The following is a 1,058-nucleotide window of genomic DNA, read 5'->3' on the forward strand; positions in this document are numbered from 1 at the left end:
CGAGGGACGGCAGGCGGCCGGCGCGCCCGGCGTACCCCGGTTCGGCGGCCCGGCCGACGCGGACCGGACCCCGCCGGCCGACCCGGGAGCGACGGCGGTGCTGCCCGCCGTCACCCGGCCGCCCGCGGACCCCCGGATGGACGCCACCGGGCTGATGGGCGCGGTGCCTCCGGCGCCGGACGCGGCGGACAGCGGCGACGAGCCACCGGCCGAGCCGCCCCGCCCCCGGCGCGGCGAGCGGGTGGTGCAGTTGCGGCCCGAGCAGACCGGCGAGGGCTACCGGAGCGTCTACTCCGAGCTGACCCGCCCCAGCGCCGGCTCCCGGCTGCGCACCGTCGTACGCGGCGCCGGCGAACTGCTCATCACCTTCGGCCTGGTGGTGCTCCTCTTCGCCGGCTACGAGATCTGGGGCAAGGCGGTCATCGTCGACGCCCACCAGAGCGACCTGAACAGCCAGCTCGCCCAGGAATGGGGCGCGGACCCGACTGTCGCCCCGACCACCGGGCCGACAGTGAAGCCGAAGCCGCCGGCCAACGGGAAGCCGGTCGCCGGCCTCTACATCCCCAAGTTCGACAAGCACTGGGTGGTGGTCGAGGGGGTCACCCCCAACGACATCCGGTACGCCCCGGGCCGCTACCCGGACAGCGCCATGCCCGGCGAGGTGGGCAACTTCGCCGTGGCGGGCCACCGGATCCGCTCCACGTTCTGGCGGCTGGACGAGCTGAAGACCGGCGACGCCATAGTGGTCGAGACCCGCACCGACTGGCTCGTCTACCGCGTGTACGAGCAGCGCATCGTCAAGCCGTCCCAGGTGGAGGTGGTCGCACCGGTGCCGGGCAAGCCGGGCCAGAAGCCCACCGAGAAGCTGCTCACGCTCACCACCTGCAACCCGAAGTTCGACAACTACCAGCGGCTGATCATCCACGCCCGGCTGGACACCGTCCAGGCCAAGTCGGCGGGCCGCCCGGCCGAACTGGAGACGTGAGCCGTGTACTCCTGGATCTGGCGGAAACTTCCCTTCGGGCTGCCCGGAAAGCTGATCGGCTCGCTGCTGCTGG

General features: G+C 73.1%; 1 protein-coding gene. It reads left to right on the forward strand.

Going from position 1 to position 1,058, the window contains the following annotated elements; translation table 11 throughout:
- Positions 1–985, forward strand: a 985-nt coding sequence (locus AB0L34_RS34365) for a class E sortase (protein ID WP_363709850.1), incomplete at its 5' end; no start/stop codon positions are given.
- Between the last annotated feature and the right edge of the window lie 73 nt (positions 986–1,058).

The organism is Micromonospora sp. NPDC052213, from assembly GCF_040679695.1.
GTDB lineage: Bacteria > Actinomycetota > Actinomycetes > Mycobacteriales > Micromonosporaceae > Micromonospora.